Source organism: Vulcaniibacterium tengchongense, assembly GCF_003814555.1.
Taxonomy (GTDB): Bacteria; Pseudomonadota; Gammaproteobacteria; order Xanthomonadales; family Xanthomonadaceae; genus Vulcaniibacterium; species Vulcaniibacterium tengchongense.
The window spans coordinates 734,243-758,822 of sequence record NZ_RKQN01000002.1 but is presented as its reverse complement, the minus strand read 5'-3'; the positions used below and the strand labels follow the sequence as shown (position 1 = coordinate 758,822).

20 protein-coding genes are annotated in these 24,580 nt (G+C 73.3%); 11 read left to right on the top strand and 9 right to left on the bottom strand.

The window, feature by feature from the left end:
* Positions 1-133: 133 nt before the first annotated feature.
* Complete coding sequence (gene dnaN, locus EDC50_RS09760) at positions 134-1,231, bottom strand: DNA polymerase III subunit beta (RefSeq protein WP_123770270.1); 1,098 nt, start codon at positions 1,229-1,231, stop codon at positions 134-136.
* Between the two features lie 361 nt (positions 1,232-1,592).
* Entirely contained in the window at positions 1,593-2,942 is a 1,350-nt protein-coding gene (gene dnaA / locus EDC50_RS09755; RefSeq protein WP_123770269.1) for a chromosomal replication initiator protein DnaA, read from the bottom strand.
* Positions 2,943-3,638: 696 nt separating this feature from the next.
* Here dnaA and rpmH point away from each other — a divergent pair.
* From rpmH to EDC50_RS09730, 5 genes are all read left to right on the top strand, one after another.
* The gene (gene rpmH / locus EDC50_RS09750; RefSeq protein WP_123770268.1) at positions 3,639-3,779 is read left to right on the top strand and encodes a 50S ribosomal protein L34; all 141 of its coding nucleotides are present in this window, start codon (positions 3,639-3,641) and stop codon (positions 3,777-3,779) included.
* A 56-nt stretch (positions 3,780-3,835) separates the two neighbouring features.
* Positions 3,836-4,288, top strand: a complete 453-nt coding sequence (gene rnpA / locus EDC50_RS09745; RefSeq protein ID WP_123770267.1) for a ribonuclease P protein component — start codon at positions 3,836-3,838, stop codon at positions 4,286-4,288.
* Positions 4,285-5,976 (top strand): membrane protein insertase YidC, encoded by a 1,692-nt coding sequence (gene yidC, locus EDC50_RS09740; RefSeq protein WP_123770266.1) that lies wholly within the window; start codon positions 4,285-4,287, stop codon positions 5,974-5,976. Before rnpA ends, yidC begins: the two co-directional genes overlap by 4 nt.
* A 220-nt stretch (positions 5,977-6,196) precedes the next feature.
* The gene (gene mnmE / locus EDC50_RS09735; RefSeq protein ID WP_123770265.1) at positions 6,197-7,537 is read left to right on the top strand and encodes a tRNA uridine-5-carboxymethylaminomethyl(34) synthesis GTPase MnmE; all 1,341 of its coding nucleotides are present in this window, start codon (positions 6,197-6,199) and stop codon (positions 7,535-7,537) included.
* 141 nt (positions 7,538-7,678) lie between these two features.
* Positions 7,679-8,731 (top strand): energy transducer TonB, encoded by a 1,053-nt coding sequence (locus tag EDC50_RS09730; protein ID WP_123770264.1) that lies wholly within the window; start codon positions 7,679-7,681, stop codon positions 8,729-8,731.
* A 507-nt stretch (positions 8,732-9,238) separates the two neighbouring features.
* Here the strand turns inward: EDC50_RS09730 and EDC50_RS09725 are convergent.
* The 4 genes from EDC50_RS09725 to EDC50_RS09710 form a co-directional block, all read right to left on the bottom strand.
* On the bottom strand, positions 9,239-10,429 hold the full coding sequence (locus EDC50_RS09725; protein WP_123770263.1) for an ABC transporter permease: 1,191 nt from the start codon (positions 10,427-10,429) through the stop codon (positions 9,239-9,241).
* The gene (locus tag EDC50_RS09720) at positions 10,426-11,172 is read right to left on the bottom strand and encodes an ABC transporter ATP-binding protein (RefSeq protein WP_123770262.1); all 747 of its coding nucleotides are present in this window, start codon (positions 11,170-11,172) and stop codon (positions 10,426-10,428) included. Before EDC50_RS09720 ends, EDC50_RS09725 begins: the two co-directional genes overlap by 4 nt.
* A complete protein-coding gene (locus EDC50_RS09715) occupies positions 11,173-12,675 on the bottom strand; it encodes an alpha/beta hydrolase (RefSeq protein WP_123770261.1) in 1,503 nt (500 codons plus the stop codon). It abuts the gene before it with no gap.
* Positions 12,676-13,078: 403 nt separating this feature from the next.
* Positions 13,079-13,834, bottom strand: a complete 756-nt coding sequence (locus EDC50_RS09710) for a ferredoxin--NADP reductase (protein ID WP_277872348.1) — start codon at positions 13,832-13,834, stop codon at positions 13,079-13,081.
* Between the two features lie 103 nt (positions 13,835-13,937).
* On the opposite strand from EDC50_RS09710, the gene EDC50_RS09705 reads away from it, so the two are divergent.
* The 3 genes from EDC50_RS09705 (at position 13,938) to panE (ending at position 16,828) form a co-directional block, all read left to right on the top strand.
* A complete protein-coding gene (locus tag EDC50_RS09705; protein WP_123770259.1) occupies positions 13,938-14,939 on the top strand; it encodes an ABC transporter ATP-binding protein in 1,002 nt (333 codons plus the stop codon).
* A gap of 142 nt (positions 14,940-15,081) precedes the next feature.
* Complete coding sequence (locus tag EDC50_RS09700; RefSeq protein WP_123770258.1) at positions 15,082-15,882, top strand: ABC transporter permease; 801 nt, start codon at positions 15,082-15,084, stop codon at positions 15,880-15,882.
* Positions 15,883-15,889: 7 nt separating this feature from the next.
* Positions 15,890-16,828, top strand: a complete 939-nt coding sequence (gene panE, locus EDC50_RS09695) for a 2-dehydropantoate 2-reductase (RefSeq protein WP_123770257.1) — start codon at positions 15,890-15,892, stop codon at positions 16,826-16,828.
* 6 nt (positions 16,829-16,834) lie between these two features.
* Here panE and EDC50_RS09690 read toward each other — a convergent pair whose 3' ends face one another.
* Positions 16,835-17,635, bottom strand: a complete 801-nt coding sequence (locus EDC50_RS09690; RefSeq protein ID WP_123770256.1) for a TatD family hydrolase — start codon at positions 17,633-17,635, stop codon at positions 16,835-16,837.
* 56 nt (positions 17,636-17,691) lie between these two features.
* Between EDC50_RS09690 and hrpB the strand changes: the two genes are divergently transcribed.
* Positions 17,692-20,211: an ATP-dependent helicase HrpB gene (gene hrpB, locus EDC50_RS09685; protein WP_123770255.1), complete on the top strand. Its 2,520-nt coding sequence runs from the start codon at positions 17,692-17,694 to the stop codon at positions 20,209-20,211.
* A 160-nt stretch (positions 20,212-20,371) separates the two neighbouring features.
* A complete protein-coding gene (locus EDC50_RS09680) occupies positions 20,372-20,776 on the top strand; it encodes a hypothetical protein (RefSeq protein WP_123770254.1) in 405 nt (134 codons plus the stop codon).
* Positions 20,777-20,782: 6 nt separating this feature from the next.
* On the opposite strand, the gene EDC50_RS09675 is transcribed toward EDC50_RS09680, so the two are convergent.
* Entirely contained in the window at positions 20,783-21,895 is a 1,113-nt protein-coding gene (locus tag EDC50_RS09675) for a hybrid sensor histidine kinase/response regulator (protein WP_123770253.1), read from the bottom strand.
* Positions 21,896-22,162: 267 nt separating this feature from the next.
* On the opposite strand from EDC50_RS09675, the gene EDC50_RS09670 reads away from it, so the two are divergent.
* Entirely contained in the window at positions 22,163-23,119 is a 957-nt protein-coding gene (locus EDC50_RS09670; protein ID WP_242003015.1) for a DMT family transporter, read from the top strand.
* A 21-nt stretch (positions 23,120-23,140) separates the two neighbouring features.
* Here the strand turns inward: EDC50_RS09670 and EDC50_RS09665 are convergent, their stop codons facing one another.
* A complete protein-coding gene (locus EDC50_RS09665; protein ID WP_123770252.1) occupies positions 23,141-24,565 on the bottom strand; it encodes a nicotinate phosphoribosyltransferase in 1,425 nt (474 codons plus the stop codon).
* Positions 24,566-24,580 lie beyond the last annotated feature (15 nt).

Below are 24,580 nucleotides of genomic sequence, written 5' to 3'. Positions count from 1 at the left end.
GCAAGCGGCCCGCGGCCCGCGGCGACGGCACGGCGGCGAAGCTGCTCGCTTTGGATGCCGGCGGCGGGCAACAAAAAGGCCGGGCCTTTGGGGCCCGGCCTGGCTTGGCTTGCCGCCTTCGCCGGCGATGGCGCTACAGCCGCAGCGGCATCACCACGTGGCGGCAGCGCTCGTTCGCCGCCTCGCGCACCAGCGCCGAGGAATTGGCGTCGCGCAGCGCCAGCACCACGTGCTCGTCGCGCAGCGCGGTCAGGGCGTCGAGCAGGTAGTTGACGTTGAAACCGATCGCGAGGTCGTCGACGCGGGTATCGGCCTCGACCTCTTCCTGCGCTTCCTCCTGCTCCGGATTGTGCGCGCTGATCTTGAGCAACCCGGGCGAGACTTCCAGGCGCACGCCGCGGTACTTCTCGTTCGACAGGATGGCCGCGCGCTGCAGCGCCGCGCGCAGTGCCTCGCGCTCGATCCGCACCTCGCGGTCCGCGCCGATCGGGATCACCGCCTCGTAGTCCGGGAAGCGACCGTCGATCAGCTTGCTGGTGAAGGTGACGTCGTCGCGCTTGACCCGCAGGTGGCTGCGCCCCATCTCCAGTTCGAGCTCGCGCTCGCCGCCTTCGAGCAGGCGCTGCAATTCCTGCACGCCCTTGCGCGGCACGATCAGCTGGCGCTTGGCGCCGTTGTGCTCCAGCGTCGCCTCGCACAGGGCCAGGCGGTGGCCGTCGGTGGCCACGCAGCGCAGGCTGGCCTCGCGCAGGTCGAACAGCAGGCCGTTGAGGTAATAGCGTACGTCCTGCTGGGCCATCGCGAACGCAGTGCGTTCGATCAGCTCCTTCAGCGCCGCTTCCGGCACCTTGACCCGCTCGGTGGCCTCGACCTCGTCGATCGACGGGAAGTCGTTCGCCGGCAGGCTCGACAGGCTGAAGCGGGAACGGCCGGCCTGCACCGCGATCTTGTCGCCGCTCTGCGAGACGGTGACCTTGCTGCCGTCGGGCAGGGCGCGAACGATCTCGAACAGCTTGCGCGCGGGAATCGTGGTCTCGCCGTCCTGCGCCTCGTCGACCTGGATGCGCGAGACCATCTCGACCTCGAGGTCGGTGCCGGTCAGCGAGAGCTGCCCGTCCTGCACCTGCACCAGCAGGTTGGCCAGCACCGGCAAGGTCTGACGGCGCTCGACCACGTTGACGACTTGAGCGAGCGGCTTGAGAAACACTTCGCGTTGGAGGCTGAAACGCATGCGGACCCCGTCCCCGTGCCAATACAAAAGGTGTGGAATAAATCAAAAGCGTGGTGGCGGTGGAGCCGGCCGAAACCGGGGAAACACCACTCAAGCCATTGATCTACAAGGATTTTATAGCGCGTGAAACTCCGGTAAAAGCGGCCGCGCAAACAGCGGACAAACTGTGGACAACTCTAGCGCATGCGGACGGCGCGCGAATTGTCCACAGCTTGTGCCCGCCGCATGCACGGCTTGCCCGACCGGAACTGCGGATAAGTATGTCCGCGCCGGGCCGAGATGCGAAATCCGCGGCCGGGCGGAAACGAAAAGTCCCGGCGCCGGGCCGGGACTCGCGGGCAGCCGCGCGCGGTCGCGACCGTCACTCGCTGAGCTTGCGGATCAGCTTGTCCCAGTCCTCGCGCAGCTTGCCGTCGGTTTCCATCAGCGTGCGGATCTGCCGGCAGGCGTGCAGCACGGTGGTGTGGTCGCGGCCGGCGAAGGCGTCGCCGATCTCCGGCAGCGAGTGCTCGGTCAGTTCCTTCGCCAGCGCCATCGCCATCTGCCGCGGCCGCGCCAGCGAGCGCGTGCGCCGCTTGCTCAGCAGGTCTTTGATCTGCAGGCCGTAGTAGTCGGCCACCACCTTCTGGATGTTGGGGATGCCGATCGCCTGCTGCTGCGCGCGCAGCAGGTCGCGCAGGGTCTCCTGGGCGAATTCGACGGTGATCGCGCGGCCGGTGAAGTTGGCGCGCGCGGCCAGGGTGTTGAGCGCGCCCTCGAGGTCGCGCACGTTGCTGCGCATCTTCTTGGCCAGCAGGAACGCGACTTCCTCGGGGATCGCCGCGCCGCGCTCGCGCGCCTTGCTCAGCACGATCTGCGCCCGGGTCTCGAAGTCCGGCGGCTCGATCGCCACGCTCAGCCCCCAGGCCAGGCGCGACTTCAGCCGCGGCTCCAGGCCTTCGACCTCGCGCGGGTAGCGGTCGCAGGTCAGGATGATCTGCTGCTTGCCGTCGAACAGCGCGTTGAAGGTGTGGAAGAACTCCTCCTGGGTGCGGTCCTTGCCGGCGAAGAACTGGATGTCGTCGATCAGCAGCGCGTCGACCTGCTGGAACTGGCGCTTGAACTGGTCCATGGTCTTGTCCTGCAGCGCCTTCATCATCGCGCTGAAGAACTGCTCGCTGCGCAGGTACAGCACCCGCATCTGCGGGTTGTTCGCGCGCATCGCGTTGCCGGCGGCGAACATCAGGTGGGTCTTGCCCAGGCCGGTGCCGCCATACAGCAGCAACGGGTTGTGGGCGCGGTCGCCCGGCTTCTGCGCGGCCTGCCAGGCCGCGGCGCGGCCGAGCTGGTTGCTGCGGCCCTCGACGAAGTTGTCGAAGGTGTAGTGGCTGTCCAGATGGCTGTGGAACGGCTCGGCCGAGGGCGCCGGGCGCGCCGGCGCGTCGATGCCGCGGCCCGTGGGCGGGGCGATCGCCGCCGGCGCCGGGGCGCTGGCGCGCGGCAGCGAGCCGATCTCCAGGCTCACCTCGGCGCTGCCGGCGAAATGGGCCAGCAGCTCGCGGATCCGGGCCAGGTAGCGCTCGCGCACGTGCTCGACCACGAACGCGTTGGGCGCGTACAGCACGGTGACGTCGTCGCGGCGCGCGGCCTGCAGCGGCTTGAGCCAGGTGTGGACATCTTCGGCCGGCAGTTCGGCTTCTAGGCGTTCGAGGCAGCGGGGCCAGGCATCCATCGGATCGGTACTTCTGAGGCTTGGGGCGGCGTCGCGCGCGGGCGAAAAGCCGCCGTCGGCGCGATCGGCGATCGCGGCGAACGGAGGGAGGGGGTCGGTCAGCCTATCACCGCGCCCGGTCGCGGAACAGGACTTGTCCACAGGCGCGTGTACAGGTTAGTCCACAGGATGTGAGGTCGGCCGCGCCCTGCGGGACGGGCCCGCCAGCAGCGCGAGCGCCGGCCACGGCGCGCAGAAACCGGCGGACCACCGGGTTGAAGGCGCCCGCTGCCGGGCGCGCGGCGACCGGCGTGCCGGCGGGTGCCGCCGGCGTGGCGCGGCGCATCCCGGCGATCGAATCGCCTTCCGGCCGGCGGCGGCCGGGGCCCCGCCCGCCGGGACGGGCGGGCCGGCCCGGCGCGCGGCATCCACATGCCGCCCGTTCCGGGGTGCCGCCATGCATCCGCAAGGGCGCCGGACGTGTGTCCCGGACCGTGATTCCGATCGGCGGGCACTGGATGGCCGCACCGAGCGATCTCGCCACGCCGGAGCGCCGGAGCCAAGGCCGGCCGGCGCGAGCCCGAGCCAAGGCAAAGGCCAGAGCAGAGCCCCCAGAGCCCCAGAGCCCCAGAGCCCCAGAGCCCCCGGCCGAGTTGACCCCGGTTCCGGTTCGCCCTAGAATCCCGAGTCTTTTCCGTCGTTTACGCCGAGCCGACCATGGCCACCAAGCGCACCTACCAGCCCAGCAACCTCAAGCGCAAGCGCGACCACGGCTTCCGTGCGCGCATGGCGACCGCCGACGGCCGCAAGGTCCTCGCCCGCCGCCGCGCCAAGGGCCGCAAGCGCCTGTCGGCCTAAGCGCCGCTGCGGCGCGCGGCCGCCCGGCCCCGCGCCGGCGCCGCCCCGCGACCGCCATGGCTGTTCCGGCCCGCTTCCCGCGCAGCGCGCGGGTACGCGCGCGCAGCGACTTCGACCGCATCTTCCAGCACGGCCGGCGCGTGGCGTTGCCCGTGCTGGCTTTGCATTGGCAAGCTGGCGCCCAGCCGCCGCGGCTGGGCCTGGCGGTCTCGCGCAAGGTCGACGCGCGTGCGGTCGGCCGCAACCGGATCAAGCGCGTCCTGCGCGAAAGCTTCCGCCGCCTGCGCGCCGAACTGGCGCCGGGCGACTACGTCCTGGTGGCGCGGCCCCCGGCCGCGGCCGCCGGCGCCGCCGAGCTCGACGCCGCGTTGCGCGCCTTGCTGCGGCGCGCCGGCGCGTTGCCCGCACCGGCCGCGCCCGGCACAATGCCGGCCGCTTCCCCACCCGCCCCCGCGCCGGCCGCCGCGCCGGCCGAGCCCCCCTGTCCGCCGAATAGCGCCCGCCGATGAACCAGACCCGCGTTTTCCTGATCCTCGCCTGGCTGATGGTGGCGACGCTGCTGTGGATGGAGTGGGGCAAGGAGCAGGCCGCGCCGCCGGCGCCGGCCGCTGCGGCCGCGGCCGTCGACGCCAGCGTGCCGGCGCCCGCGGCGGTGCCCGCCGTACCGGCTGCCCCGGCGGCGGGCGCGCCCGCCGCCACCGCCTCGGCGGCTCCCACGGCTCCGGCGGCGGCCGCGCCGGTCGTGGTCACCACCGACGTGTTGCGGGTGGTGCTCGACGGCGGCGAGCTGCGCCAGGCCGACCTGCTCAAGTACCCGCGCACGCACGACCCGGACAGCCCGCCGGTGCGGCTGTTCGCGCAGGATCCCGCCAACTACTTCGTCGCCCAGAGCGGCTGGGTCAGCGGCAGCGGCCCGGCGCCGACCCACCAGGGCAGCTTCCGTGCGGAAGCCGCGCAGCGCGAGTACGCGCTGGCCGACGGCGCGCGCGAGATCACGGTGCCGTTCGTCTGGACCGGTCCCAACGGCGTCACCATCCGCCGCACCTACACCTTCCGCCGCAACGACTACGTGGTGCAGGTGCGCGACGAGGTGGTCAACCGCGGCGCGGCGCCGTGGCAGGGCTACGTCTACCGCCAGCTCACCCGCGTGCCGCGCGAGCTGGTGCGCAAGGGCCCGACCAGCGCCGAGCAGTACAGCTTCCAGGGCGCCGCCTGGTACTCCAGCGGCGACAAGTACGAGAAGCGCAAGTACGAGGACTTCGCCGACGACGGCCCGCTCAACAAGCAGGTCACCGGCGGCTGGATCGCGATGCTGCAGCATCACTTCTTCGCCGCGTGGATCCCGGGCGCGAACGATCACAGCACCTTCTCGCTGGCGACGCCGCAGGGCGCGGGCGGCACCCAGTACCTGATCCGCGAACTCGGCCCCGGCGTCACCGTCGCGCCCGGCGCGACCGCGAGCACGCAGGCGCGGCTGTGGGTCGGCCCGAAGCTGGTCAAGGCGATCGAGGCGGAGAACGTGCCCGGCCTGGACCGCGCGGTGGACTTCAGCAGCTTCAGCATCATGGCCGCGATCGCCGGCTGGCTGTTCTCGGTGCTGGCCTGGATCCACCGGCTGACCGGCAACTGGGGCTGGGCCATCGTCGGCCTGGTGCTGCTGATCAAGCTGGTGATGTACCCGCTGTCGGCGGCGCAGTACAAATCGATGGCGAAGATGCGCAAGTTCCAGCCGCGCATCCAGCAGCTCAAGGAACGCTACGGCGACGACCGCCAGAAGTTCCAGATGGCGATGATGGAGCTGTACAAGAAGGAGAAGATCAACCCGGTCGGCGGCTGCCTGCCGATCCTGGTGCAGATGCCGGTGTTCCTGGCGCTGTACTGGATGCTGTCGGAGTCGGTCGAGTTGCGCCACGCGCCGTGGATCGGTTGGATCACCGACCTGACCGCGCGCGACCCCTACTTCGTGCTGCCGGTGATCAACGTCGCGATCATGTGGTTCACGCAGAAGCTCAACCCCACCACCGGCCTGGACCCGATGCAGGCCAAGATGATGCAGTGGATGCCGATCGTGTTCGGCGTGATGTTCGCGTTCTTCCCGGCCGGCCTGGTGCTGTACTGGGTGACCAACGGCGCGCTGGGCCTGCTGCAGCAGTGGTGGATGATCAAGCGCTACAGCGAGGCGCCGGCCAAGGGCTGAGCGGCGCGCCCGACGAAAAGACCCGCCGCCGGCGGGTCTTTTTTTGCCCGAGGAGCGGCGGACCGCGGCGCGGCCGGCTGGGAGGGAACGGCGGCGCGCATCGAAGCGCCGCGGCCGCGCACGCGGGCCGCGGCGCGACGACGACGTATCCTTGCGATCCCTGCCCATCGGCGGCTGCGCTACGGCCCGGCCTCGCAGCCCCATCGAACCGTCCACGCCCATGCCCGCCGACCCCGCCCGCGACACCATCGCCGCGATCGCCACCGCTCCCGGCGCCGGCGGCGTCGGCATCGTGCGCCTGTCCGGGCCGCAGGCGCGGCGCATCGCCGAGGCGATCTGCGCGCGGCCGCTGACGCCGCGCCGGGTCCACTACGCGCGCTTCCGCGACGCCGCCGGCGCGGTGCTCGACGATGGCATCGCCTTGTACTTCGCCGCCCCGGCCAGCTACACCGGCGAGGACGTGGCCGAACTGCAGGCGCACGGCAGCCCGGCGGTGCTGCAGGCGCTGGTCGCCCGCTGCGTCGAACTGGGCGCGCGCCGCGCCCGCCCGGGCGAGTTCAGCGAGCGCGCCTTCCTCGAAGGCCGGCTCGACCTCGCCCAGGCCGAGGCGGTGGCCGACCTGATCGCCGCCGCCGACCTGCACGCCGCCCGCGCCGCGCGCCGCGCGCTCGACGGCGAGTTCTCGCGCCGGGTGGAGGCGCTGGCCGAGGACCTGCTGGCGATCCGGGTGCACGTCGAGGCCGCGATCGACTTCGCCGACGAACCGCTCGACACCCTCGGCGGCGCCCCGCTGCGCGCGCGCCTGGACGCGACCGCCGACGCGCTGGCCGCGCTGCTGCGCGCCGCCGAGCGCGGCCGGCGCCTGCGCGACGGCCTGCACGCGGTGATCGTCGGCCCGCCGAACGCCGGCAAGAGCTCGCTGCTCAATGCCCTCGCCGGCAGCGAGCGCGCGATCGTCACCGAGCTCGCCGGCACCACCCGCGACCTGCTGCACGAAACCATCCGCAGCGACGGCGTCGAGCTGACCTTGGTCGACACCGCCGGCCTGCGCGAGGGCGGCGACGCGATCGAGCGCGAGGGCATGCGCCGCGCCCGCGCCGAGCTCGAGCGCGCCGACCTGGCCCTGGTCGTGCTCGACGCGCGCGCGCCGGACGCGGGCCGCGCCGCGGTCGCCGACGCCGTGGCCGCGGCGCCGCGCCGGCTGTGGCTGTACAACAAGGCCGACCTGCTGCCGGCGCCGCCGGCCCTGCCGGCCGACGCGCTGGCGGTCTCGGCGCGGACCGGCCAGGGCCTGGATGCGCTGCACGCGCGATTGCGCGAGCTGGCCGGCGCCGGCGCGGCCGGCGAGGGCGCGTTCACCGCCCGCGCCCGCCACGTCGAGGCCCTGCAGCGCGCCGCCGAGGCCCTGGCCGAGGCCCGCGCGCAATTGGCCCTCGAAGCGCTGGAACTGGCGTCCGAATCCCTGCGCCTGGCCCACGACCGGCTCGGCGAGATCACCGGCCGGGTCCGCGCCGACGACCTGCTCGGGCACATCTTCGCCAGCTTCTGCATCGGCAAGTAGCGTGCCGCGGACCGCGACCGCTGCCGGGACGCCGCCGGCGCGGAGGTGTTAGGCTCCAACATGAACGTACGCTTGACAAAGGCGCCGCGTCACGCGATGTAGTGTCGTGCGCCCGGGGCGCCACAGGGGAGATGTCCGCCAATGACCGAAGTCCAACCGCTGCAGCGGCGCGCGCGCCGTTTGTCCGTCCTGCCACCGGCCGCACTGGCCCTGGCCTTCGCGCTGGCCGCGTGCCAGAAGGAACAGCCCGCCCAGGACGACGCGGCGACCGCGAAGCCCGCCGCCGCGGCGCCGGCCGTGACCGCGGCGAACGCCGTCTCGAGCAAGGTCGCCGCGCTCAGCGCGGACCAGCTGCGCGAGGCCGCGCGCAAGGCCTACGGCGAGAACCGCCTGTACGCCCCGGCCGAGGACAACGCGGTCGAGTACTACCTGGCCCTGCGCGACAAGGCCCCCGGCGACGCCGCGGTGTCGAGCGCGCTGACCGACCTGTTGCCGATGGTGGTGATCGCGATCGAGCAGAGCGTCAACCGCGAGGACTTCGCCGAGGCGCAGCGCCTGTCCGCGCTGCTGGAGAAGGCCGACCCGCAACACCCCGCGCTAGCGCGGCTGAAGAACAGCATCGTCCAGCAGCAGGGGCTGGTGGCCCAGCGCGCCGAGCAGCAGAAGCTGAGCGCCGAGGAAGAGGCCAAGCGCCAGGCCGAACTCGAGAAGAAGCGCCAGGAGGACCAGCGCCGGCAGCAGGAGGAAGCGGCGCGCCAGCTCGCCCAGCAACAGCAGCAACAGCAGCAGACCGCGGAGCGCCAGGCCGCCGAGCAGCGCGCGGCGGAACAGCGCGCCGCCGAACAACGCGCGGCCGAGCAGCGCGCCGCCGAACAGCGTGCGGCCGAGCAACGCGCCGCCGCCGCCCGCACCGCCGCCGCGCCCGCGGCCGGCGGCGCCGAGGCGCTGCGCCCGGTCTCGACCCCGGCGCCGCGCTATCCGCCCGAGGCGCTGCGCGCCGGCACCTCGGGCGAGGTGCAGGTCGAATTCACCGTCGGCACCGACGGCTCGGTGACCGCCGCGCGCGTGGTCCGCTCCAACCCGGCGCGCGTGTTCGACCGCGAAGCGGTCAACGCGGTGCGCAAGTGGCGCTTCCAGCCGGTCAGCGCCCCGGTCACCACCCGCCGCACCATCGGCTTCAACCCGGAGGGGTGAGCTCCCGCGCTTGCGGGCCATTGGCCCGCGCGGGAGCGAACGCCCGGCCATGGAAGCCGGACCGGGCCATCCGAAGCCCGCACCGTTGCGCCAGGGAGGGCAGCGGCGCCCTATCCGAAGCGGCACATCGCGACGCGGCACTGCGCGCGAAGGCGGGGCCGGGCGATCCGAAGCCCGCACCGTTGCGCCATGGAGGGCGGCGACGCCGTATCCGAAGCGGCACATCGCGACGCGGCACTGCCGCCGCCCCCTCACCCCAACCCCTCTCCCGCATGCGGGAGAGGGGCTATTCGTCAGGGCGGAGCGGGGCCTGGCCGCGGCGAGTTCGCCGTTCGGCCTCTCTTCGCTGTTTCCCTTTTCCGCCCGCGGAAGAAGGTGCCCCGCAGGCCGGGTGGGGACGCGCTGCCGGAGTGCCCTCGCCGTCTCCCGCGTGGCGGGAGAGGGCTGTTCGTTGGGGGCAGGAAAAGGCGCCAAGGGCGGTGGCGGTGCGCCGCGCCGGGCGCGCCGCTAGCCCGAGATCGCCAGCCGCTCCTGCCGGTAGCGCCATACCGCCGCGCACCACAGCAGTGCCGCCAGGCCGCAGGACGCGCCGAGATAGATCGCCCAGGTCGCCGGCTCGATCGCCTCGCCGCGGATCACCTTCAGCAGCATCTGGTTCTGCGCGAGGAACGGCACCGCGTACTGCCACGGCGCGGTCTTGATCGGATTCGCCGCCAGCGCGATGGTCGGCAGCATCGGCAGCAGCATCAGCCAGGTCATGTGGCTCTGCGCTTCCTTGACGCTCTTGGCCGCGGCGGCGAGGAAGGTGAGCAGGGTGGTGCCGACGAACAGCATCGGCAGCAGGACCAGCAGCATCTTGCCCATCGCGCTCCAGCGCACATCGAGCAGGCGCGCCACGCCGGTGGCGAGCTGCGCGCCGAGCTTGAACGCCAGCAGGGTGAGCAGCAGCGACAGCAGGCCGAGCGCGCACGCGGCGGCGATCTTGCCGCTGACGATGGCGCCGCGCGGCGCCGGCGTGGCCAGCAGCGGTTCCAGGGACTGGCGCTCGCGTTCGCCCGCGGTGGCGTCGATGATCAGGTACGCGCCGCCGAGGAACGCCATCAGGATCAGCAGGTAGGGCAGGATGCCCGACAGCAGCAGGCCGCGCTTGGCGTCGGCGCTGGCCACGTCGCGGCTGCCGACCGCGAGCGCGCGGGTCAGGCCCGGGTCGAGCCCGCGCACCAGCAGGCGCAGCGCGCCGACCTGGTCGCGGTAGCCCTCCAGCGCCCTGCGCACGCGCAGCACCGGGATCTCGGCGTTGCGGCGGGTGCTGTCGTGGACCACCTCGACCAGCGCCGGCCGGCCGGCGCGCCAGGCCTCGGCGTAGCCCGGATCGATGCGCAGGCCGACGTCGGCGTCCTGGCGCGCGACCGCGGCGTCCAGGTCCGCCGGCGCGTCCACCGCGCGGATGCCCTGGGTGGCGAGGAACGCGACCAGGTTCGGCGCGTGCTCGCGCCCGGCCACCGGCAGTTCCAGGGTCTTGTCGAGCTGGGTCCTGGCGCGGCCCTCGGCGAGCGCGCCGATGCCGATCATCAGCACCGGATACAGCAGCGGGCCCAGCAGCAGGGCGAGCGCGAGCGTGCGCCGGTCGCGCCCGATGTCGCGCAGCTCCTTTCGCATCACCGTCCACACCGCGGAGAACACGTTCGGCGTGGTCATGCGTGCAGGCCCTCCTCCGAGCCGATCGCGTGGACGAAGGCGTCCTCGAGGTTGGACTGCCCGGTCTGCGCGCGCAGCTCGTCGGGTGTGCCGCTGGCGACGACGCGGCCGCGCGCGATCACCACGATGCGGTCGCACAGCGCGGCGACCTCCTGCATGATGTGGCTGGAGAAGATCACGCAGCGGCCCTCCGCGCGCAGGTGCTGCAGGAACGCGCGCATGCTGCGGGTGGTCATCACGTCCAGGCCGTTGGTCGGTTCGTCGAGGATCACGTTCTTCGGGTCGTGCACCAGCGCGCGCGCGATCGCGGTCTTGGTGCGCTGGCCCTGGGAGAAGCCCTCGGCCTGGCGGTCGAGGATGTCCTCCATCTGCAGCGCCGCGGCCAGCGCGGCGGTGCGCTCGGCGATGCGCGCGCGCGGCAGCCCGTGCAGCTCGCCGAAGTAGGCGATGTTCTCGCGCGCGGTCAGGCGCTTGTACACCCCGCGCGCGTCCGGCAGCACGCCGAGCGCGCGCCGCACGGCATCCGGCTCGCGCGCGGCGTCGAGGCCGTCGACGCGCACCTCGCCGGCGTCCGGCTTCATCAGCGTGTAGAGCATGCGCAGCGTGGTGGTCTTGCCGGCGCCGTTGGGGCCGAGCAGGCCGGTGATCTCGCCGTCGCGCGCCTCGAAGCGCACGCCGTCGACGGCCTTCACCGCGCCGGCCTTGGTCCTGAAGCTCTTGTGCAGGTCGTGGGCGGTGATCACTCAGGGCTCCCAACCGTTGAAGCCGGTGAACGGCGGCACGTAGCCGACGCTGTCGAGGCAGCTCGCGTCGAGCGCCTTGGCGTCGGCGGTCTCGAGGAAGCGGCCGAGCAGCTTGGGCACGCAGCCGACCGCGAAGCTGCCGTGGCCGCGGCCGCGCAGCACGAGATGGCGGCCGTTCGGCAGGCCCGCGAGCACCTGCTCGCCGTAGCGCGGCGGCGTGACCGGGTCGAATTCGCCCGACAGCAGCAGCGCCGGCGCGTCCGAGCGCAGCGGCCGGTGGAAGTCGGCGGGACGGCGGCCGCGCGGCCACACGGCGCATTGCGCGCGGAGCAGGTCGACCAGGGCGGTGCCGAGCACGGTGTCGGCTTCGGCCGGATCGGGCGTCAGCAGGTCCGCGTCCTCGGCGCATAGCACCGACAGCTGCATGCCGTGCGCGATCTGCTCGCCGAGCTGGTCCTGCACCAGCCGGCTCAGCGCCATCAGCGCCGCGTAGCGTCCCTGGTCGGCCTCGCTCAGCACCAGCGGCAGCAGCGAGGCGGCCTCGGGCGCGTAGGCGAACAGCCGGGTCAGGCCGGCGACCGTGTCCGCGCCGAGCGTGCCGCGGCGCTCCTCGCCGGTGCCCGGATCGCGGTAGGCCACCTCGACCGGCGCCTCGCGCAGGCGCCGCATCAGCGCGCGCAGGCGCGCGCGGGTGTCGCCGAAGCGGTCGCCGCAGGCGGGCAGCTCGCGGCACTTGGCGAACTGCAGCGCCAGCGAGGCGTCGAGATTGCGCGCGTGCTCGGCGCCGAGCGCCAGCTCGTTCGGCACCAGGCCGTCGAGCACCATCGCCCGCACCCGGCGCGGATGGCGCATCGCGTACTGCTGCGCCACGCGGGTGCCGTAGGACGCGCCGACCAGGTCGACGGTTTCGGCGCCGAGCGCGGCGCGCACCCGCTCGAGGTCGGCGACGGCGTCGGTGGTGGTGTAGTGCCGCGGGTCGGCGTCGAGCGCGCCGGCGCAGCGGCGGGCGAAGCCGGCGATCTCGTCGCTGCCGGCCGCGCCTTCGTCCGCCACCGCGCTGCGGCCTTGCGCGTCGCGACAGATCAGCGGGTGCGAGCCGCCGGTGCCGCGCTGGTCGACCAGGATCACGTGCCGGCGCTTGCGCACCTCGGCGAAGGCAGGGTCGACCGCGGGCCAGGACTCGGTCGCCGCCTGGCCGGGGCCGCCGGTGAGGAAGAACACCGGGTCCGGCGCGGCGCCGGCCGCGTCGGTGGCGGGCAGCCAGGCGATGCGCAGGGCGATCGCGCGGCCCTGCGGCGCGGCCGGGTTCTCCGGCACGGACAGGGTGGTGCATTGCGCGGCGATGCTGGCGCCGGCGCCGCCGCTGAGCGTGCACGGCGCGAACGCGAGCGCGCCGTAGCGGCGTACGCCGGCGGTGTCGTCCGCGTTCCTCGCACCGCCGCCGCAGCCGGCCAGCAGCAGGGCCGTGGCGACCGCGGCGAGCCGCCATCGGAAATCGGGCATGGTCCGTCTCCCCCGTGGGTCCCGTCGTCGGCATCATAGACGGCGGACGGCGGCGGATGTGACCGCGTCCGGGCGCGCAAGGCACCGTCCGCGCGGTGCGTGCCGGCGCCGCGCCCGCGATGCGCGACCGGCCGCGGGCTGCCGCGCGGAATCCTGCCGGCCTCCCGAGCGGCCCTCGCTGCGAGATGCGGTCTTGCCGGGGAACGGGATCGTCGAGAGCGTGCCCGGCATGGCCCGGCCGGCGAAGCCGAGCACAGGCAGCTGGACACTGTTGGCAGGCGGCCTCGTCGCCGGGGAAACGCCGCGCTGAACCCGTTGCCGCGGCGAACGCGCCACCGCCTCGCGGCGACGGTGCCGGAGGAACCGTCGCCCGCGACTCGACCCGGGCGCGCGGTCCGCGCGCCTACTTGCTGCTGACGTACTTCTCGCGCCGGATCTGCGCCACCGGCAGGCCGTGGCCCTTCAGCGCCTCGAAGCAGGCGTCGACCATGTTCGGGTTGCCGCACAGGTAGGCCACGTCCTCCTGCGGGTTCGGCGCGAACTCGTCGAGGAACTGCTGCACGTAGCCGTGGCGCACGTCGGGGTGCGGTTCGGCCGGCAGCTCGCGCGAGAAGCACGGCACGAAGCGGAAGTTGCGCGGATGGCGCGCGGCGAAGGCGTAGAACTCCTCGCCGTAGAGCAGCTCGGCGGGCGTGCGCGCGCCGAACAGCAGCACCACGCGCAGGTCGCGCTCGCGGATCAGCGCTTCCAGCTGCGGCAGCATCGACCGGTACGGCGTCACCCCGGTGCCGGTGGCGATCAGCAGATAGCGCGGGTTGCGGTCGTTCGGCATCAGGCAGAAGCGGCCGAACGGGCCGCTGGCGTCGACCCGGTCGCCGGGTTCCAGGCCCTCGAACAGCGCGGTCGCGGCGCCGCCCGGCACGTAGCTGACCGCGATCTCGACCGCCTCGCCGGGGCCGAGCGCGTGGTCGTGGACCGTGGCCAGCGAATAGCTGCGCTTGGTCGGCGTGCCGTCGGCGTACCGGAAATGCACCTGGATGAACTGGCCCGGCACGAAGTCGAGCGGCTCGCCGTCGTCGCGGACGAAGGTGTAGTGCCCGACCGAGGGGGCCAGCATGCGGCGCGAGACGAGCTTGAGCGGAAAGTGCTGGATGGCCACGGAGCGGACGGAACCTGCAACAGTGCGTGGCCGGAGCGTCGCCACGGGGGCGCCTATACTAGCGCCGATCGCCGCGCGGCTCGCGGCGCAGGCTTCACTTCCCATGAACCAGACCGTCGCGGCGCCCGCCGCCGTTCCCGCCCTGTCGGTGCGCGATCTGCGCAAGACCTACGACGGCGGCGCCCACAAGACCGGGGTCGAGGCGCTCAAGGGCGTGACCCTCGAAGTCGCGCCGGGCGACTTCTTCGCCCTGCTCGGGCCCAACGGCGCCGGCAAGTCCACGCTGATCGGCATCGTCAGCTCGCTGGTCAACCTCAGTTCCGGTTCGGTCTCGATCTTCGGCGTCGACCTGCAGCGCCGGCGCGACGAGGCGATGCGCCTGATCGGCCTGGTGCCGCAGGAGCTGAACTTCAACATGTTCGAGAAGCCGATCGACATCCTGGTCAACTACGCCGGCTTCTACGGCATTCCGCGCGCCGAGGCGCTGCAGCGCGCCGAGGAGGAGCTCAAGCGCGCGCAGCTGTGGGACAAGGCCGAGAAGATGTCGCGCACGCTGTCCGGCGGCATGAAGCGGCGGCTGATGATCGCGCGGGCGATGATGACCCGGCCCCGGCTGCTGATCCTCGACGAACCCACCGCCGGCGTCGACATCGAGATCCGCCGCGGCATGTGGAAGACGCTCAAGGACATCAACGCCGCCGGCACCACGATCATCCTGACCACGCACTACCTCGAGGAAGCCGAGAGCCTGTGTCGCAACCTCGCCATCATCGACCGCGGCCGCATCGTCGAGCAGGGGCCGATGAAGGCGCTGCTGGCCAAGCTGGACGTCGAGGGCTTCCTGCTCGACATCGACGGCGGGCTGCCGCAGGCGCTGCCGGCGATCCCGGGCGCGACGCTGGTCGCCGCGGACGACCACACCCTCGACCTGGAAATGCCGCGGGCGATGGACCTCAACCGGGTGTTCGCCGCGCTCGGCGAGGCCGGCATCCGGGTGCGGTCGATGCGCACCAAGTCCAACCGCCTGGAGGAGCTGTTCGTGCGCCTGACCGGCGAGAACGCCCAGGACGGCACCGCGCAGCCGGTGCCGGAGCAGGTGGCCTAGCGCCACGCTGAGCCCGCTCCCGCGGGAGCGGGCGGCTGAGGGCGCGCGGGCCGGCAGATCGCCTCGTCGCCTTCTGCAGAGTCGAAAGCCACTGGATTCCCGCCTTCGCGGGAACGACGAGATCAGGCGATACGAGCATCCAATGAACCAAGCCGCCCCCTCCGAACCCACCGTCGCCCATCGCAATCTCACCGCGCTGGGCACCGTCGTCCGCCGCGAGGTCAACCGCATCCTGCGCATCTGGGGCCAGACCCTGGTGCCGCCGGCGATCACCATGACCCTGTACTTCCTGATCTTCGGCGGCCTGATCGGCTCGCGCGTCGGCACCATGGACGGGATCAAGTACATGGACTTCATCGTCCCCGGCCTGGTGATGATGAGCGTGATCCAGAACAGCTACGGCAACATCTCCTCCAGCTTCTTCGGCGCCAAGTTCGGCCGCCACGTCGAGGAGCTGCTGGTCAGCCCGATGCCGAACTGGGTGATCCTGACCGGCTACGTCGCCGGCGCAGTGCTGCGCGGGCTGATGGTCGGCGCGATCGTGCTGGCGATCGCGATGCTGTTCACCAAGGTGCGCCTGCCGCACCCGCTGGTCACCCTGACCACGGTGCTGCTGGGCGCGACCATCTTCTCGCTGGCCGGCTTCGTCAACGCGGTGTACGCGAAGAAGTTCGACGACATCGCGATCGTGCCGACGTTCATCCTCACCCCGCTGACCTACCTCGGCGGCGTGTTCTACTCGGTCAAGCTGCTGCCGGACTGGGCCGAGACCGCGACCCATCTCAATCCGATCTTCTACATGGTCAACGCGTTCCGCTACGGCCTGCTCGGCGTGTCCGACGTGCCGCTGTGGATCGCCTACGCGCTGATGCTCGGCTTCGCCGCGGCCCTGGCCGCGCTCGGCCTGTGGCTGCTCAAGCGCGGCGTGGGCCTGCGCAGCTGAGGCGGCGATGCGGATCCTGGTCCTCGGCGCCGGCGGCACCGGCGGCTACTTCGGCGGGCGCCTGGCGCAGTCCGGCGCCGACGTCACCTTCCTGGTCAGGCCGGCGCGCGCGGCGCTGCTGCGCGAGCGCGGCCTGCGCATCCGCAGCCCGCTGGGCGACGCCGATCTGCCGGTCGCGGCGATCGCCGCCGCTCAGCTGCCCGCGCAGCCGCCGTTCGACCTGGTGCTGCTGAGCTGCAAGGCCTACGACCTCGACAGCGCGATCGAAGCGGTCGCGCCGGCGATGGCGCACGCCGGCGCGGCGCTGCTGCCGATCCTCAACGGGCTGCGCCACTACGCCGCGCTCGATGCGCGTTTCGGCGCCGGGCGCGTGCTCGGCGGGCTGTGCTTCATCAGCGCGGCGCTGGGCGCGGACGGCGAGGTGCTGCACCTGGGCCGCCCGGCGTCGATCACCTTCGGCGAGCGCTCCGGCGATCCGGACAGCGCGCGCACCCGCGCGTTCGCCGCCGCGTGCGCGCAGGCCGGGCTCGACCACGTGCATTCGCCGCGCATCGCCCGCGAGCAGTGGACCAAGTTCGCGTTCCTGGCCGCGCTTGCGGCCGGCACCTGCCTGATGCGCGCCGACGTCGGCACCATCGTCGCCGCCGAGGGCGGCCGCGAGCTGATGCAGGCGCTGTACGCCGAATGCCTGGCGGCGGCCGACGCGGCCGGCGAGCCGGTGCCGGAGCCGTCGCGGCGGCAGGCATTGGAGACGCTGACCCAACCGGGCTCTTCGCTGAAAGCCTCGATGCTGCGCGACCTGGAAGCCGGCGGCGCGGTCGAGGCCGAGCAGATCGTCGGCGACATGCTGCGGCGCGCCCGCGCCGCCGGGCATCCCGCGCCGCTGCTGGCGGCGGCGTGGTGCCACCTGCAGGCGTACCAGGCCGGGCGCGCGGCGCGCGGTTGAGCCCGCTCAGCCCGCCGGCGCCGGCAGGCGGAAGAACGCGCGCGCGGTGGCGGTGGTCCGCGCGGCGGTGACGGCGGCGTCCTCGCCGCGGTCGCGCGCCAGCTCGGCGACGATGTGCGGCAGGAACGCCGGCTCGTTGCGGCGATCCTTCGGCATCGGGTCGAGGGTGCGCGGCAGCAGGTAGGGTGCGTCGGTCTCGACCATCAGGCGCTCCGCCGGGATGCTCTTGGCCAGCTCGCGCAGGTGGCGGCCGCGGCGCTCGTCGCACAGCCAGCCGGTGATGCCGACGTGCCAGTCCCGGTCGAGGTAGTCGAACAGCTCCTCGCGCGTGCCGGTGAAGCAGTGCACCACCGCCGGGCCGAGGCGGCCGTCGAAGCCGCGCAGGATCGCCATGAAGTCGGCGTGCGCGTCGCGCTGGTGCAGGAACAGCGGCTTGCCGGTTTCGGCGGCGATCTCCAGCTGGCGCTCGAACGCCTTGCGCTGCGCCGGGCGCGGCGAGAAGTCGCGGAAGTAGTCCAGGCCGCATTCGCCCACCGCGACCACCTCGGGATGGCGGTGCAGCGCGCGCATCTCGGCGTCGCACTCGGCGGTGTATTCCACGGCGTGGTGCGGGTGCACGCCGGCGGTGGCGAACAGCACGCCCGGATGCGCGCGCGCCAGCTCCAGCGCCTTGGGCGAGTGCTCGCGGCTGGCGCCGGTCACCACCATCTGCGCCACGCCGGCCGCGCGCGCGCGCTGCAGCACCGCGTCGCGGTCGCGGTCGAACGAGTCGTGGGTGAGGTTGACGCCGATGTCGATCAAATCCATGCGCGCAGTTTAGCAACGGCCGAGCGGCGCCCCGCGCGTCCCGTATCCTTGCGCGGGTGAATCGCCCGACCTTTCCGATCGACGAACTGCTGCCGCGCATCCGCGCTTCGCTCGCCGCGCATCCGCGGCTGGTGCTGGAGGCGCCGCCCGGCGCCGGCAAGACCACGCAGGTGCCGCCGGCGCTGCTCGACGAGGCCTGGCTCGGCGGCGGCCGCATCGTGATGCTGGAGCCGCGCCGCGTCGCCGCGCGCGCGGCCGCCGGCTTCATGGCGCGGCAGCGCGGCGAGGCGGTGGGCGAGACCGTGGGCTACCGCATCCGCTTCGAGAACAAGACCTCCGCGCGCACCCGCATCGAGGTGGTCACCGAGGGCATCCTCACCCGGATGCTGCAGGACGACCCGATGCTGGAAGGCGTCGGCGCGCTGCTGTTCGACGAGTTCCACGAGCGCCACCTGTCGGCCGACCTCGGCCTGGCGCTGGCGCTGGACGTACAGGCGCAGGTGCGGCCCGACCTGCGCGTCGTGGTGATGTCGGCCACGCTCGACGGCGAGCGGCTGGCGCAGTTCCTCGACGCGCCGCGGCTGGGCAGCGCCGGGCGCGGCTTTCCGGTGACGGTGGCGCATTTCCCGGCGCGGCGCGAGGAGGCGCTGGAGCAGCAGGTGCGGCGCGCGGTCGAGCAGGCGCTGGCCGCGCACCCGGGCGACGTGCTGGTGTTCCTGCCCGGGCAACGCGAGATCGCGCGCTGCGAGGCGGCGTTGGCCGCGGGCGCCGCGGCGGGCGCCGCCGAGGTGCTGAGCCTGCACGGCGAGCTGCCGGTGGAGCAGCAGGCGCGGGTGCTGCAGCCCGATCCCGACGGCCGCCGCCGCGTGGTGCTGGCGACCAACGTCGCCGAGTCCAGCGTCACCCTGCCCGGGGTGCGCGTGGTGATCGATTCCGGCCTCGCCCGCGAGCCGCGCTACGACCCCAACAGCGGCTTCTCGCGGCTGGACGTGGTCGCCATCGCCCAGGCCTCGGCCGACCAGCGCGCCGGCCGCGCCGGGCGCGTCGCCGAAGGCTGGGCCTACCGGCTGTGGCCGGAATCGCAGCGGCTGGAACCGCAGCGGCGGCCGGAGATCGCCCAGGTCGAACTGGCCGGCCTGGCGCTGGAACTGGCGGCCTGGGGCGAGGCGCAGCTGCGCTTCCTCGACCCGCCGCCGCCCGGCGCGCTGGCCGCCGCGCGCGAGCTGCTGCAGCGCCTCGGCGCGCTCGAAGGCGGCGCGATCACCGCGCTCGGCCGGCGCATGCTCGCGCTCGGCACCCATCCGCGGCTGGCGGCGATGCTGCTGGCGGCGGAGGAGCCGCACGAACGCGCGCTGGCCTGCGACCTGGCCGCGCTGATCGAGGCGCGCGACCCGCTGCGCAGCCGCAGCGACGCGCTGGCCGAGCGCTGGCAGGCGCTGGCCGCGTTCCGCGCCGGGCGCGCGCCGGCGGACGCGTCGCGTTCGGCGCTGGCCGCGCTCGACCAGGCGGCCAAGCAATGGCGCCGCCGCCTGCGCCTGGACCTCGCGCCGCCCGCGGACGCGCCGGCGCATCTGATCGGCGACGTGCTGCTGCACGCCTTCCCCGACCGCATCGGCCGCCAGCATCCGGGCGATCCCTACCGCTACCAGCTCGCCAACGGCCGCAGCGCGAAGCTGTTCGACGACAGCGCGCTGTACGGCGAGCCGTGGATCGTGGTCGCCGAGCTGCGCGACGAGGCCCGCGACGCGCGCGTGCTGCGCGCCGCGCCGCTGGACGAGGTGCGGCTGCGGCGCGAATTCCCGCAGCGCTTCGTGGTCGAGGACCGGGTGGTCTGGGACGCCGCCGCGCGCGCCATCGCCGCGGTGCGCGAGACCCGCTACGACCGCATCGTCATCGACAGCCGGCCGCTGGCCAGGCCCGACCCGGCGCGCTACGCCGATGCGCTGGTCGACGCGGTGCGGCAGCTCGGCCTGGACGCGCTGCCGTGGACCGAATCGCTGCGGCAGTGGCGCGCGCGCGTGCGCTGTCTGCGCGCCTGGTTGCCGGAGTACGCGACCGGTGTGCAGGCCCTGCCCGACCTGTCCGACGCCGCGCTGCGGGCGACGCTGGAGGACTGGCTGAAGCCGGCGCTGAGCGGCAAGACCCGGCTCGACGCGCTCGGCGAGCAGGAGCTCGGCGAGGCGCTGAGGTCGCGCGTCGACTGGACGGCGCGGCAGCGGATCGACGCGCTGGCGCCGACCCGGATCGTGGTGCCGTCGGGATTGGAGCGGCGCATCGAATACGGCTACGACGACGCGGCCGACGCGCCGCGCGCGCCGGTGCTGGCGGTCAAGCTGCAGGAGCTGTTCGGCCTGGCCGACACCCCGCGCATCGCCGACGGCCGCGTGCCGCTGACCCTGCACCTGCTCTCGCCGGGCGGCAAGCCGCTGCAGATCACCCAGGACCTGAAGGGGTTCTGGGACCGCACCTACCCGGAGGTGAAGAAGGAAATGAAGGGCCGCTACCCGAAGCATCCCTGGCCCGACGACCCCTGGACCGCCGCCGCGACCCACCGCGCCAAGCCGCGCGGCACCTAGGCCCGGAACCCGGGGGCCGGGCGCGCGCGGCGCGATCGCGCTGCGCCGCGCCCGCGGGCACCCGCGGCGTTCAGCGCCGAGCCGGAGACCGCCAGCCGCGCTCACGCTGTTTCAACGAGACCGCGGCGACACTGGACGCCGCCAACGAAGGGGTTCGACCATGAGCAAGCTCACCTCGTTGCCCGAACGCGCGATGGAACTGGCCGGTGCGGTCGGGGAGAACATCCGCCAGGCGATGCCGGCGGTCGGCCGCCACACCGGGCGCTGGATCGAGACCGGCGCCACGATCGGCGCGGTCAAGACCGGCGCGCGCGCGGCCGGCATGTTCGTACGCCGCAACCCGGTGCTGGTGGCCGCGGCCGTGGCCGGCGCCGGCCTGCTCTGGTACGCCGCGCACCGGCGCCGCCAGCGGCTCGCCGCACAGGGCGACGACGCCGAGGCGCTCGAGGGCAGCGCGCGCCGGATCGACGCGCGCCGCGCCGAACGCAGCAACGGCGGCGCGCGCGCGCGCACCGGCACGCGCCGCGGTGGCGGCCGCAGCGAAACCCACGCCGGTCCGCAGTAGCGGCGCTCAGCCGGCCGGCTCTTCCGCCGCCGGCGCCTCGGGCAGTTCGACGATGAAGCGCGCGCCGCCGTGCCGGCGCGGCTCGTACCAGAGCTGGCCGCCGGCGTTGGCGACGATGCGCCTGGCCAGCGCCAGGCCCAGGCCGTTGGAGCGGCCGTCGCTGGCCTCGTGCAGGCGCACGAACGGCTTGAACAGTTCGCGTTCGCGCTCGGGCGGAATGCCGGGCCCGCGGTCGGCGACGATCAGGCGCCAGTAGCCCGGCGCGCCGGCGCGCGCGGCCAGCAGCAGTTCGGTGTCCGGTGCGTACTTCATCGCGTTGGTGACCAGGTTCTCGGCCACCTGGCGCAGCACGCGCGGGCTGATCGCCACCGCCGCCGGGATCGCCGGCGGCAGCACCTGCAGCTGGATGCCGTGCGCCTCCAGCTGCACCTCGTAGCGCTGGGCCAGCCACTGCAGGGTCTCGCCGAGGTCGGCGCGCTCGCCGTCGGCGGTCTTCGCGCGGCGCCCGGCGGCCTGGCTTTCCAGGTAATGGCGGATGTAGTCGAGCGCGTCGGTGGCGCTGTCGTGGATCATGCGCAGGTAGCGCGGCACCCGCTCGGGCTTGCACAGGCCGTCGCGCAGCAGCTGGCTGGCGAACAGCACGCTGCTGATCGGGTTCTTGAGATCGTGCGCGACCAGGTTGACCAGTTCCTCGCGCTCGCGCGCGACCCGCTCCAGGCGGTCGCGGGTCAGCTTGAGGCCGATGTGGGCGTTGACCCGGGCGAGCAGTTCCTCCGGCAGGAACGGCTTGGTCACGTAGTCGACCACGCCGGCGTCGAACGCGCGCAGCAGCAGGTCGCGGTCGTGGGCGGCGGTGACGAAGACCACCGGCACCTGGGTGATGCCGCGGCCGCGCATCGCGGCGAGCACGTCGAAGCCGTCCATGCCCGGCATCATCATGTCGAGCAGCACCAGGTCCGGCGCGGCCTGGTCGTCGAGCAGGCGCAGCGCTTCCTCGCCGCCGCTGGCGGTGACCACCTCGAAGCCCTGGCGCGACAGCAGCGTGCCCACCACGCGCAGGTTCGCCGCTTGGTCGTCGACGACGAGGATCCTGCCGGTGCTGCTGGTGGTTGCGCCCATGCCTTTCTCTCTGTCCCTGGAAGCGGCGCCCCCTGTCGCGCCACCCGCGGTTACGCCGACGTTAGCAGAACCTGCGCGGACCGGGCACGGAGCCGGCGGTCCAGCCTGAACCGTTTGCCGAAAGCGGCCCCGCCAGGCTATGCCGCGAATGCGGCCGCCGCGTGTCTGCCGATACGTACGACGCCGCGCGGCGGCCAAGCCGGGCAAGGGCGCGTGCGGGCGCGGCCGCTATCATGGCGCTCTCCCCTCCCGTCCGACCCCATCGACGTGACGTCCTCCCCCGCCGGCGCGCGCCGGCTCGGCCTGGCCCTCGGCGCGGCCGGCGCGGTGCTGTTCTCGGCCAAGGCGATCCTGGCCAAGTTCCAGTACCGCCACGGGCTGGACGCGCTCGACGTGCTGGCGCTGCGGATGCTGTTCTCGCTGCCGCTGTTCCTGCTGCTGGGCGTGCGCGAGGCGCGCCGCCCCGGGCTGGCGCCGATCGGCCGGCGCGACTTCGGCCTGATCGTGATCCTCGGCGTGCTCGGCTACTACCTCTCCAGCCTGCTCGACTTCTGGGGCCTGGAATACGTGCCGGTGTCGCTGGAGCGGCTGATCCTGTTCCTCAACCCCACCTTCGTGCTGCTGATCGGCGTGTTCGCGTTCGCCCGCCGGGTCGCGCGGCGCGAGTGGATCGCGCTGGCGGTCAGCTACGCCGGCGTCGCCCTGGTGTTCGTCGAGAACCTGCGGGTCGAGGGCGAACACGTACTGCTGGGCAGCGCGCTGGTGCTGCTGGCGGCGTTGAGCTACGCGCTGTACCTGGCGTTGTCGGGGCAGCTGCTGAAGCGGATCGGCTCGCTGCGCCTGGTCGCCTGGGCGATGTGCGTGTCGACCGCGGCGACGGCGGTCCACTACCTGCTGGTGCGCGATCCGGCGCACCTGCTGCAGCTGAGCCCGACCGCCTACGCGCTGGCGCTGGCCAACGCGGTGTTCTGCACCTTCCTGCCGGTGACCTTCACGATGGGCGCGGTGGCGCGCCTCGGCGCCGGTACCGCGGCGCAGCTGGCGGTGATCGGCCCGGTGTCGCTGGTGTTCCTCGGCGCCTGGTTGCTCGGCGAGGCGATCACCGCGGTGCAGCTGCTCGGCACCGCGGTGGTGCTGGCCGGGGTGTGGCTGCTGACCCGGCCGGCGGCGAACTCGGTGCCGGTCGCGGCCACCGCCGGCCAGGGCGAGCGCGACGCCGACTGAGCGGCGCCGCGCTGCGGCGGCTCACAGCCGCGCGGCGTCGGCGCGCTCGCGCACCTGCGCGAAGCGCCAGTCGCGGCGCAGCTCGCCGTCCTCCCACACCGTTTCCAGCGCGTCGGCATAGCCCAGCGGCGCCTGCGCGGGCTCCAGCGCGACCGCCTCGCCGGCCAGCGGCAGGGTCTTGTAGTGGCCGTACTCCAGGTGCCGCGCCAGGGTCATCCGGCCGCGCTTGCTGGCCTTGCCCTTGTCGATCACCGGGTCCTTGTAGACGTCGATCCAGCGGCCGTCGACGCGCGCCGCCGAGCACTTCAGGGCGAACTTCTGGGTGTCGCGGTCGAGCCGTTGCAGCAGCGCGCCGCCCATGCCGAAGGCGAGGTTGTCGGTGGCGTAGCCGAAGCTGGTCGCGCGTTCGAGGATCGCGCGGATGCTGGTCGGGTTGACGCCATCGCCCTGGATCACCCGCACGTGGTTCAGCACCTTGTAGCCCTTGCCGTTGACGGTGTGGCCGAAGGCTTCGTCGAGCCGGCTCAGGCACTGGTGCACGACTTCGACCGGGTCGCCGGAGTCGGGCCGGATCACCACCGTCGCGCCGGAGGCGATCACCTCCTCGCGCAGCGTGCGGCCCCAGTGCTCGCTGATCGCCTGGTAGATGTCGTAGCTGTCCGATACCACCGCGACGATCGCGCCCGGCTTGGCGAAGCGCGCCAGCATGTTGCGGTAGGCGTCGACCTCGCGCTCGCGGCCCCAGCTGGTGATCGTGCTGTGCTCGGCGGCCGGGATCGAATAGCCGGCCATCGGCTCGTCGTAGTAGGTGCGTGCGGCGAGCAGGCCGGACACGGTGTCGGTGCCGAGGAAATTGACCAGGTGCGCCATCCCGCCGAGCGCGGCCGATTCCGCGCTGGACACGCCGCGCGCGCCGAAGTCGTGCAGCTTGAACGGCAGCTGCGCCTCCGGATCGTCGCTGGTGCGCTCGAGGAACTGGCGCAGGGTCTGCTTGACGTGCCAGCTGATCGTCGCCACGGTGACCGGGTACCACAGCCGCAGCAACAGGGTTTCCAGATACGAGGGCACCCAGAACGCCTGCGGATCGGTCGATTCGATCGTCACCAGCGCCTGGTGGGTCGGCACCACCGTGCCCTCCGGCACCGCGCGGATCCGCAGCGGCAGGCGGCCGCCGTGGCGCTGCAGGATGTAGCGCCAGCCGGCTTCGTTGAACGGCTCGCCGTGGGCGGCGAACAGCTCGCGCGCCTCGTCGATGTCGGCGCCGGTGATGGGCCGGCCCAGGTACTGCTTGAGGATCGCCTGCAGGCCGAAGAACACCGTGCGGTCGTAGGTGCCGCCGCGCGATTCGACGTAGAAGAACGTGGCGTCGGTGCCGGGCGGGTACTGCAGCCAGTGGCTGGCCTTGTAGCTGTCGGTGTTGAGCAGCAGGTTGTCGAGGCATTGCATGACGGAAGCTCCTTC

What these genes read in the sequence shown, in the direction of transcription:
- dnaA (WP_123770269.1), bottom strand. Translation starts at nt 2,942, where the DNA reads ATGGATGCCTGGCCCCGCTGCCTCGAACGCCTAGAAGCCGAACTGCCG.
- EDC50_RS09675 (WP_123770253.1), bottom strand. Translation starts at nt 21,895, where the DNA reads ATGGGCGCAACCACCAGCAGCACCGGCAGGATCCTCGTCGTCGACGAC.
- EDC50_RS09725 (WP_123770263.1), bottom strand. Translation starts at nt 10,429, where the DNA reads ATGACCACGCCGAACGTGTTCTCCGCGGTGTGGACGGTGATGCGAAAG.
- yidC (WP_123770266.1), top strand. Translation starts at nt 4,285, where the DNA reads ATGAACCAGACCCGCGTTTTCCTGATCCTCGCCTGGCTGATGGTGGCG.
- EDC50_RS09680 (WP_123770254.1), top strand. Translation starts at nt 20,372, where the DNA reads ATGAGCAAGCTCACCTCGTTGCCCGAACGCGCGATGGAACTGGCCGGT.
- panE (WP_123770257.1), top strand. Translation starts at nt 15,890, where the DNA reads ATGCGGATCCTGGTCCTCGGCGCCGGCGGCACCGGCGGCTACTTCGGC.
- rpmH (WP_123770268.1), top strand. Translation starts at nt 3,639, where the DNA reads ATGGCCACCAAGCGCACCTACCAGCCCAGCAACCTCAAGCGCAAGCGC.
- EDC50_RS09690 (WP_123770256.1), bottom strand. Translation starts at nt 17,635, where the DNA reads ATGGATTTGATCGACATCGGCGTCAACCTCACCCACGACTCGTTCGAC.
- EDC50_RS09665 (WP_123770252.1), bottom strand. Translation starts at nt 24,565, where the DNA reads ATGCAATGCCTCGACAACCTGCTGCTCAACACCGACAGCTACAAGGCC.
- mnmE (WP_123770265.1), top strand. Translation starts at nt 6,197, where the DNA reads ATGCCCGCCGACCCCGCCCGCGACACCATCGCCGCGATCGCCACCGCT.
- EDC50_RS09700 (WP_123770258.1), top strand. Translation starts at nt 15,082, where the DNA reads ATGAACCAAGCCGCCCCCTCCGAACCCACCGTCGCCCATCGCAATCTC.
- dnaN (WP_123770270.1), bottom strand. Translation starts at nt 1,231, where the DNA reads ATGCGTTTCAGCCTCCAACGCGAAGTGTTTCTCAAGCCGCTCGCTCAA.
- EDC50_RS09715 (WP_123770261.1), bottom strand. Translation starts at nt 12,675, where the DNA reads ATGCCCGATTTCCGATGGCGGCTCGCCGCGGTCGCCACGGCCCTGCTG.
- EDC50_RS09730 (WP_123770264.1), top strand. Translation starts at nt 7,679, where the DNA reads ATGACCGAAGTCCAACCGCTGCAGCGGCGCGCGCGCCGTTTGTCCGTC.
- rnpA (WP_123770267.1), top strand. Translation starts at nt 3,836, where the DNA reads ATGGCTGTTCCGGCCCGCTTCCCGCGCAGCGCGCGGGTACGCGCGCGC.
- EDC50_RS09705 (WP_123770259.1), top strand. Translation starts at nt 13,938, where the DNA reads ATGAACCAGACCGTCGCGGCGCCCGCCGCCGTTCCCGCCCTGTCGGTG.